This window comes from Achromobacter sp. 01N37, assembly GCF_056399725.1.
On the sequence record NZ_JBFTRX010000023.1, the window covers coordinates 63,474 to 71,564 of the forward strand.

General features: G+C 66.2%; 7 protein-coding genes and 2 pseudogenes. 3 read left to right on the forward strand and 6 right to left on the reverse strand.

The genetic code is table 11. The features are described from left to right. Nucleotides 1-127 precede the first annotated feature (127 nt). Nucleotides 128-1,009, forward strand: a pseudogene (locus tag AC1DSJ_RS29000) (LysR substrate-binding domain-containing protein); the annotation flags it as partial. A gap of 118 nt (nucleotides 1,010-1,127) precedes the next feature. Here the strand turns inward: AC1DSJ_RS29000 and AC1DSJ_RS29005 are convergent. Beyond that, nucleotides 1,128-2,531 (reverse strand): MATE family efflux transporter, encoded by a 1,404-nt coding sequence (locus AC1DSJ_RS29005; protein WP_054422669.1) that lies wholly within the window; start codon nucleotides 2,529-2,531, stop codon nucleotides 1,128-1,130. 196 nt (nucleotides 2,532-2,727) lie between these two features. Between AC1DSJ_RS29005 and AC1DSJ_RS29010 the strand changes: the two genes are divergently transcribed. Continuing rightward, the gene (locus AC1DSJ_RS29010) at nucleotides 2,728-3,204 is read left to right on the forward strand and encodes a MarR family winged helix-turn-helix transcriptional regulator (protein ID WP_054422668.1); all 477 of its coding nucleotides are present in this window, start codon (nucleotides 2,728-2,730) and stop codon (nucleotides 3,202-3,204) included. 87 nt (nucleotides 3,205-3,291) lie between these two features. Here the strand turns inward: AC1DSJ_RS29010 and AC1DSJ_RS29015 are convergent, their stop codons facing one another. The 5 genes from AC1DSJ_RS29015 to AC1DSJ_RS29035 form a co-directional block, all read right to left on the reverse strand. Next, complete coding sequence (locus AC1DSJ_RS29015; protein WP_441372651.1) at nucleotides 3,292-4,197, reverse strand: DMT family transporter; 906 nt, start codon at nucleotides 4,195-4,197, stop codon at nucleotides 3,292-3,294. 86 nt (nucleotides 4,198-4,283) lie between these two features. Beyond that, complete coding sequence (locus AC1DSJ_RS29020; RefSeq protein WP_441372650.1) at nucleotides 4,284-5,102, reverse strand: AraC family transcriptional regulator; 819 nt, start codon at nucleotides 5,100-5,102, stop codon at nucleotides 4,284-4,286. 87 nt (nucleotides 5,103-5,189) lie between these two features. After that, nucleotides 5,190-5,681, reverse strand: a complete 492-nt coding sequence (locus AC1DSJ_RS29025; RefSeq protein WP_054423303.1) for a hypothetical protein — start codon at nucleotides 5,679-5,681, stop codon at nucleotides 5,190-5,192. Beyond that, complete coding sequence (locus AC1DSJ_RS29030) at nucleotides 5,681-6,217, reverse strand: hypothetical protein (protein WP_054422665.1); 537 nt, start codon at nucleotides 6,215-6,217, stop codon at nucleotides 5,681-5,683. Before AC1DSJ_RS29030 ends, AC1DSJ_RS29025 begins: the two co-directional genes overlap by 1 nt. Before the next feature lie 111 nt (nucleotides 6,218-6,328). Then, complete coding sequence (locus AC1DSJ_RS29035; protein ID WP_054422664.1) at nucleotides 6,329-7,297, reverse strand: LysR substrate-binding domain-containing protein; 969 nt, start codon at nucleotides 7,295-7,297, stop codon at nucleotides 6,329-6,331. Between the two features lie 110 nt (nucleotides 7,298-7,407). On the opposite strand from AC1DSJ_RS29035, the pseudogene AC1DSJ_RS29040 reads away from it, so the two are divergent. Further along, a pseudogene (locus tag AC1DSJ_RS29040) lies at nucleotides 7,408-8,091 on the forward strand (NADP-dependent malic enzyme); the annotation flags it as partial.

The following is an 8,091-nucleotide window of genomic DNA, read 5'->3' on the forward strand; positions in this document are numbered from 1 at the left end:
TCATTTCCTGCCCTTCGTATGCAGATGCCAAAGCCGGATTCTGCGCCGCGATGCGCGCGAATCCGTATCGGGATCTTGCGTAGCGGGCCTATGGTTGCGCCTGAGGCTGGCGTGCTACGCTGCCCGAATGCGATTCGACCTGACCGATCTCCGGCTCTTCCTGAACGTGCAGGAAACGGGCTCCATCACGGCGGGCGCCAAGCGTTCCCACATGACGCTGGCGTCTGCCAGCGAACGCATACGCGGCATGGAAGACACGCTGGGCGTGCCGCTGTTGCTGCGCGAGCATCGCGGCGTGGCGCCGACGCCGGCAGGGCGTACGCTGGCGCATCACGCCCGGCTGGTGCTGGGGCAGATGGACCGCATGCGCGGTGAACTGGATCACTACGGACTCGGCTTGAAAGGCCACGTTCGTGTGTTGTGCAACACCACCGCGCTTAGTGAATACCTGCCGCCGGTGCTGGGCGAGTTTCTGAAGGACCACCCCCGCGTGTCGGTCGATCTTGAAGAACGCACGAGCCATGAGATTGCTGACGCGCTGCGTGCAGGCATGTGCGACATCGGCGTGCTGGCGGATTCGGCGGACCTGCATGGCTTGCACACGCGCACGTTCCGCCATGACCCGCTGACATTGATCGTGCCGCGCGGGCATCCCTTGGCAGGCAGCTCGGCCGTGACGCTGGCTGACGTGGCCGATGGGGAGTTCGTGGGGCTGGTCGAAGGCAGCGCGCTTCAAGCGCACATCGCGCACCATGCGCGGCGCACGGGGAAGCCGTTGTCGTACCGCGTGCGTTTACGCAGCTTTGATGCCGTGTGCCGGATGGTCGGGCAGGGCGTGGGCATTGCGATTGTGCCGCGCGTGGCCGCGGTGCGATATGGCCGGACGGCTGGCGTGCAACGCGTGGCGCTGGCCGATGATTGGGCCACGCGCGATCTGGTGTTGTGCGTGCGCGAACCGCTGCCGGCCTACGCCGCCGAGCTCGTGTCGTATGCGTTGCGCGATGCGCCCGCGACCCCGGCGTCGGCGGCGCGGGCCGCGGCCGCCGTCACATCTGCTCGGGCCGCAGCCGCCGTCACGTCTGCGCGGGCCGCAGCCGACGTCACATCTGCGCGGGCCGCGGCTGCTGTCACGTCTGCGCCCCAGGCCGAATCCGGCGCAGATGCCCGCGTTCGAACCACGAGCCGGACGCGACAGCGCTCAGGATGATCAGCCCGTACAGGCTCATTGCCACCGCCGCCACCAGGAAGAACACCGTCAGCGACCCGGTCAGATGCAGCGCGACGCCACCCGCGCCCACGGCCATCAGCAGACGCAGCAAGCCCGCCAGCAACGGCCACTTCAGCCGCCCCGCGCCTTGCGAGGCGAAGTACATCGAAAACCCCATCGCGAAAAATCCGTACACGGGGCCTACCGTGCGCAGGTAGGTGGCGCCTGCTTCCAGCATGTGGTCTTCGGCGCCGAACAAGCGCAGCCACGCCTCGGGAAAAAATGCCGCCGCCAGGCCGATGGCTTCGGCCAGCACGAAGGCCATGGCGCCGCCCGTTAACGCAATTTTCATCGCGCGCTCGGGTTGGCCCGCGCCGATGTTGGACGCCACCATCGCCACCATCGGCGCGCCCAGCCCGAAGGCGATGGGGATCAGCAAATACTCCAGGCGCACGGCGATGCCATAGCCCGCCACCGCAGCGGTGCCGGCGTACGCGCCGACGAGCGCGGCGGTCAGCGCCACCAGCGCATTCGTCAACAAGGGGTTCAGCGTGGCCAATGCCCCCACGCTAAGAATGCTGCGCATCAGGCTCAGGTGCAGCCGGCTCGCGACCAGCCGCGCCGGGTTGCGGCCGCTGGCGCAGTACGCGCCCAGAATCAGCGCGCCCACGCCGTAGTAGATGACCAGCGCCCAGCCGCCACCTGCAACGCCCAGCGCAGGAAACGGCCCCCAGCCGAAGATCAGGCAGGGCGATAGCGGAATCAGCAGCAGCGCGCCGCCACAGATCACCGCGCCTGGCACCAGCATGTTGCCGGTGCCGCGGATGACGCTGGCAAAAGCATTCATCAGCCACATCAACACGATGCCGCCGAAGATGACGTTCGAGTACGCCAATGCGGCGTCCAGCGCTTCGCCTTTGGCCCCCAACGCGCGGTACAGCTGCGGCCCGAAGGCCAGCAACAGCACGCAAAACAGCAAGCCCAGCAAGGCGTTCAGCACAACGGCATGCAGCACTAATTGATCAGCCTCTTCTTGCCGCCCGCCGCCCAACGCGCGCGCCACCGCCGCAGAGATGCCGCCGCCCATCGCGCCTTGCGACATGTTGCCCATCAGGAACAGCACCGGCACCACCAGCGCCACGCCCGCCAGCACGGATGTGCCCAGCCGCGCCAGGAACCAGGTTTCGATCAGCCCCGTGGCCGACTGCGCCGACATCATCAGGATGTTGGGCCACGCCAGTCGTGCCAGCGTGGGGGCGATGGGCGCTTCAAGCATGGCCTGCAAGCGCGCATTGGCGGGGCGTGGCGGGGGAGTCGCTGACATGGACGGTGGCAGAGGGTGGAGGAGGGTGGAAATGGACGGTCGCGGGGTGGGGCGGAAGGCCGGTGGCAAAACGCAAAAGCAATGCGATAAAATTTACGTGCATATGCCAATATCTGTCAACAAGAGGCTGGACGCGAGCCGGTTGCGGCAGTAGCGTTATGACCTTGTTCCCTTCACTTTGCCCGTGCCCGCTGTCATGCCCCCCGCTGATTCTCCCGTCCCCGCTTTTGTTCAGGACCCGCTCGTCTGCAACGGCGCTGCCTTGCGCAAGGCGACGCGGCGCGTGTCGCAGCTGTATGACACGGTGCTGGCGCCTTGCGGCTTGAAGGTGTCGCAGCATTCCATCCTGATTCATATCGCGCGCGCCGGCACGCCGTCCATGACGGACCTGGCGCGCGCGCTGGTGCTAGACCGCTCTGCCTTGGCGCACAATCTGAAACCGTTGGAACGCGACGGCTATGTGCAGATGTCACGCGATGAGCACGACGGCCGCAGCCGGCGCGTGGCGCTGACAGATGCGGGCCGCGCGAAGCTGTCGGAATCCAAACGCTTGTGGAAAGATGCGCAAAGCCGTTTTGAGGCGGCTTACGGCATTGAGCGCGCCGCGGCGTTGCGGCACGCGCTGGCCGATATTTTTTCGGATGAGTTCGCGCTGGCGTTCAGCCGTGGCTAAAGGCTGGCGGGCTGTCATCAACTGACGGTCATCAGCCGCCCGCCACTAGCTACTAGCCTCTGGCCGCTTATGGCCGTACGCCCGCCACTAGCTACCAGCCTCTGGCCGCTTATGGCCATATCGATTCGCTACGCCCAACAGCAGCACCGCACCCAGCACGCAAGCCATGCCCCAGCGCTGCGCGCTTTCCAAGGTTTCTCCGAGCAAACCCGCTGCCAGCAAGACGGCCGACACGGGCGCCAGCGCCGTAAACAGCGCCGCTTCCGACCCTTTCACCCGCGCTGCGCCGGCATACCAAAGCAAGAAGCCGCCCACCGTGGGCACCACGGCATAGTAGGCAACGGCCATCAGCGCATCGCCTGAGAAGTCCAGGCGCCACGGGGATTCCGCTACGCTGGCCAGCGCCGAAAACGCGAGCCCCAGCGCCGTCATGATCGTCGACAGTGCCAGCGCTGGCACGGGCGTGCGCAGCCGCTTGTTGAGCAATATGAAGAGTCCCTCACACAGCACCGCGCCCAGTATCAGCGCGTTGCCCAGCCACGAAGACGCGCCGCCGGCGCTTGCCGCATCGCGCATCATCAGCCAGACGCCAACGCCTGCTGCGGCAATCGCGGCCAACGTCGCCTTGCCCGGGCGTTCCCCCAACAGCACGATCGCGATGCCGGCAGTGACCAATGGCAGCGTTCCCAGAATGATGCCGCCGTCCACCGCCGTGGCGCGCTGCAGCCCGGCGATCAACAGGGTGGTGTAGCCGACGCTGCCGGCTATGGCTTGCGCGGCAAGCAGCAGCCAATCGCGCCGGTCCAGCCGAGGCAGGCGTGCGCCCGTTGCGGCCATCAACACCGCGAAGCAAGGCAGCGCAATGGCAAAGCGCAGCGCCGTCGCGGTGAAAGGCGGCAGGCCCGCTGCAATGATTTTGCTGGCGACCACCGTGCTGCCCACCAGCATCATGGCCCCCGCCAGGCAGGCATAACCCAGCCATTTTTCACGCATGCTTGGTCCCCATCAGGGTTGAGAAGCAAGCAGCCTAGCGGGCAGGGTGGTGGCAAGTCTTGAACGAAATTGCAGCGCAGGGCCGTTCAGCGCGCGGCCAGTGCGTAATGGCGGGGCGACACGCCATAGGTGCGCACGAACAGCCGCGTCATATGGCTTTGGTCGGCAAAGCCGCTTGCGGCCGCGGCATCGGCCAGCGTCATGCCATGGCGGATCAACTGGCGCGCGCGCAGCAGGCGGCGCTGCATCTGGTACGCGTGGGGCGTCATGCTGGTGGCGCGGGCAAAGGCGCGCAGCACTTGGTAGCGGCTAAGTCCGCTTGCGGTGGCAAGATCCGCCAGCGATAGCGACGCGGCAGGATTGTCGTCGATCAGGCTGCGGGCATGACGAATGGCATCGGGCATGCCGAGCAGGTATTCCGTCCGCCGCCCACTCGCGGTCGGGCTGCACGCGTTTATCAGAATGCGCAGCAGCAGCGCGTCGCAGGCCAGTGGCGCGGCGCCGTGCGTGGCATGTGCGTAAAGCGCCAGCACATCGCGGGCCAAACCAGGGTGGTCGCTGGCGGGGTGTTCGAATTCGTAAGTGGGTGGCGTGCCGCCGTCGGCATAAAGTTCGGCTACGGCTTGCGCAACCACGTCCGGGTCCAGGTACAGCATCTGCCAGGCTCGTGCGCCGTCGCCGATCGGCGCGCCATCGTGAATTTCACCGGGGTTGACGGTGATGACGTGGCCGGGGCCGGCCTCGACCTGTCCGCGCCCGCTGTGCGATACCTGTGCGCCTTGGCACATGACGCCGATGCCGAACTGGTCATGCATGTGCCGCCCGAACGCGCGCCGGCTGTGCGCGGCCACGGCCTGCACACCGGCGAGCGCACTGCGATGCATGACGAATTGGCCTGAGGACATGGCGGGTAAGCGAGGCAAAGGCGACGCGGCAATTGCAGCGGGATGCCCGGCCAGTATCGCTTGACTCTCCCGGCGCAATCAAGCGGCTTACTGCAAGCCGTTCCAGCGTGCGACGGCGGGCTCCGCCGCCGCCCATTTCCATTGCCCGCTCTGCTGCCGGCAGATCATGCTGGTATAGGCGGGCGCGGGCGCGTCGTCCTGTTCCACCGTGAACAGCACCTCGCGGCAGCGGGTCAGCGCCGTGTCGATGTCGCGCACCACCTGGATGCCGCCGCGTTCATTGCCCACGGGCAGCGTGTGGCGAATCTGCCATTGCCGCACCTGGCCAATGGGCAATTCGCCGGCTGCATTGGCCATGACGTTTTGCTGATCGTTCTTCCATTCGCGCAGCACGTATTTCACGGTGGCGTCCACCGCGGCTTGCACCGTTACGCCGATGGCGTAGCCCACGACCGGGTTGGCGGTGGCGGCGCCACTGGCCGTTCCCACCACCGCGCCCGCTGCGCCGCCAATCGACGAGCTTTGGCAGCCGCTAAGCCCCAGGCAGGCGGCCAGCGCCAACAAGCCAGCACGGCGCATCACTGCAACGACCCCCAACGCGCCGTGGCCGGCTCGGCGCTGGCCCAGCGCCATTGCTCGCCGTCGCGGCAGACTGTCGTGATGTAGAACTCGCGCACCGGGTCGGCGCCGGGTTTCTCTGCGGGCGTGTCGATCGAAAACACGACTTCCTTGCAAGCCAGCCCCACGCCGCCAATCAAGCGGCTGACGGTGACCTGGCCTTGCGCGTCGCTTTCAATGGGGAGCTGGTGCTTGACATTCCAGTGTGCCACCGCGCCCACGTCCAGCGGCCCGGCAGCCTTGGCGATGGCGTCCTGTTCTTCGCCGCGCGTCTTGCGTTGCGCGTAGGCCAGCGCGGCTTTCGCGCCCGCCTGCACACCCAGGCCGATGCCGGTGGCGACGTTGGGGTTGTCGGTGACTTTGTTGGCGATCGCGGTGCCGGCGATACCCGCACCGGCGCCCGTGCCTTCGCTCAGCAGGGAGCTGCATCCGGACAGGGCGGTCAGTGCGGTGATGGCGATCAGGGCAAGCGCGCGGCGGGTCGCGCGGGGGAGCATGGGGGTGAACAACGACGTGCTTCCTGCGTAATACGGGGGCGCCGAAAGTATAGGAGGGCGCGCGGCGCCGTGGCCACGTCCCTTGCAATCCTTAGCAATTTCGCAAGCCGCCTAGTTGCCGGGACGCGCGCCTTTTGTGTAGACCTCGCGCAGCGCCGACGCGAACAAGGCGTCGACATTGCGCCGCAACCCGTCCGCGCGCGTGAACAGTGAAATTGGCGGCAAGGTCCAGTCAAAGGAATACGGCACGATGGCTGCACCGGCAATGCGCACCAGTTCGTCGGCGATATCGGCGGGCAGGATCGACACGGCGCGGTCGCTTGCCACGATCATTTCGCCAATCAGCTTGGACGAATCGCTCTGCACGGAGGGCGGCGGGGGCGCGAGCCCCGCGCGCAGGAAAATATCGGCCACCTGTTCGCGGATGGGGCTGCCCGGGGTGCCGAGAATCCAGTCCAGATCCGCCAGCCGGTTCCACTCCAGCCGAGACCGCCCCAGCCTTGCAGCCAGACGGCGGCTGGCGATCAGCCGGGGCTGCTGGTGGTAGAGCACTTCAAAATCGATATTGCTCAGGTCCACCGATGGCGTCGCCCAGCCGACAACGATGTCCAGCGTGTGGTCGCGCAGCTGGCGCAGCAGCGCCGGCCCCTGGCCTTCGTGGATGGTGGCGGTGATGCGCCGCCCTTGCGGCAGCGTGCGGCTGATGGCCGCCGACAGCATCTGCCCCGACACGAAGGGGATGACGCCGATGTGCAGATGCGCGGCATGGCCGGCCGCTACCGCTTCCATTTCCTGCACCAGATGCCCCAGGTCGTGGACCAGGCCGCGCGCGCGCGCCAGCACGACGGCGCCCAGCGGCGTCGGGGTCATGCCGCGCACCGAGCGGTCGAACAGCGGCACATCGAACATGCTTTCCAGTTCGGCCAGGGCGTTCGTCACGGCGGGCTGGCTGGTGGCCATATGTTCCGCCACCCGGGTCAGCGACCCATGCTGCTCGATTTGCAGGAGCAGCATCAGGTGGCGCATCTTCAGGCGCGAGGTCAGTTTCCGGATGACGGCATCCGGGTCAAAGGCTGTCATAGACAGATCATAAGGTTAGGGTAATGGGACGATATTAAATCCGAATGATCACCTTATGTCTTGGAGCCTAGAATTTTTCCATATTTCAAGACAGCGAGGCACAAGCCCCCATGAACACGCAATCCGACCGCCAGGCAGCCCTGGACTATCACGAGTTCCCCACCCCGGGGAAGATTTCGGTGGTGGCCTCCAAGCCGCTCGTCAACCAGCGCGACCTGGCGCTGGCGTATTCGCCCGGCGTGGCGTCTGCCTGCGAAGAGATCGTGGCGGACCCGTCCAATGTCTACCGCTACACGGCGCGCGGCAACCTGGTGGGCGTGATCACCAACGGCACGGCCGTGCTGGGTTTGGGCAATATCGGGGCGCTGGCGTCCAAGCCCGTCATGGAAGGCAAGGCGGTGCTGTTCAAGAAGTTCGCCGGCCTGGATGTTTTTGACATCGAAATCAACGAAACCGATCCGGACAAGCTGGTCGAGATCATCGCCGGCCTGGAAGCCACGTTCGGCGGCATCAACCTGGAAGACATCAAGGCACCCGAATGCTTCACCGTTGAGCGCAAGCTCCGTGAACGCATGAAGATCCCGGTTTTCCACGATGACCAGCACGGCACCGCCATTACCGTGTCGGCGGCCTTCATCAACGGCCTGAAGGTCGTGGGTAAAGACATCAAGAAGGTCAAGGTTGTGACCTCGGGCGCGGGCGCCGCTGCCTTGGCTTGCCTGGACCTGATGGTGGACCTGGGTCTGCCGCTGGAAAACATCTGGGTGACGGACATCGAAGGCGTGGTCTATGAA

Bases quoted from the DNA above. Each gene is read 5' to 3' on its own strand.
- AC1DSJ_RS29005 (WP_054422669.1), bottom strand. From the start codon at position 2,531: ATGTCAGCGACTCCCCCGCCACGCCCCGCCAATGCGCGCTTGCAGGCC.
- AC1DSJ_RS29020 (WP_441372650.1), bottom strand. From the start codon at position 5,102: ATGTCCTCAGGCCAATTCGTCATGCATCGCAGTGCGCTCGCCGGTGTG.
- AC1DSJ_RS29015 (WP_441372651.1), bottom strand. From the start codon at position 4,197: ATGCGTGAAAAATGGCTGGGTTATGCCTGCCTGGCGGGGGCCATGATG.
- AC1DSJ_RS29030 (WP_054422665.1), bottom strand. From the start codon at position 6,217: ATGCTCCCCCGCGCGACCCGCCGCGCGCTTGCCCTGATCGCCATCACC.
- AC1DSJ_RS29010 (WP_054422668.1), top strand. From the start codon at position 2,728: ATGCCCCCCGCTGATTCTCCCGTCCCCGCTTTTGTTCAGGACCCGCTC.
- AC1DSJ_RS29025 (WP_054423303.1), bottom strand. From the start codon at position 5,681: ATGCGCCGTGCTGGCTTGTTGGCGCTGGCCGCCTGCCTGGGGCTTAGC.
- AC1DSJ_RS29035 (WP_054422664.1), bottom strand. From the start codon at position 7,297: ATGACAGCCTTTGACCCGGATGCCGTCATCCGGAAACTGACCTCGCGC.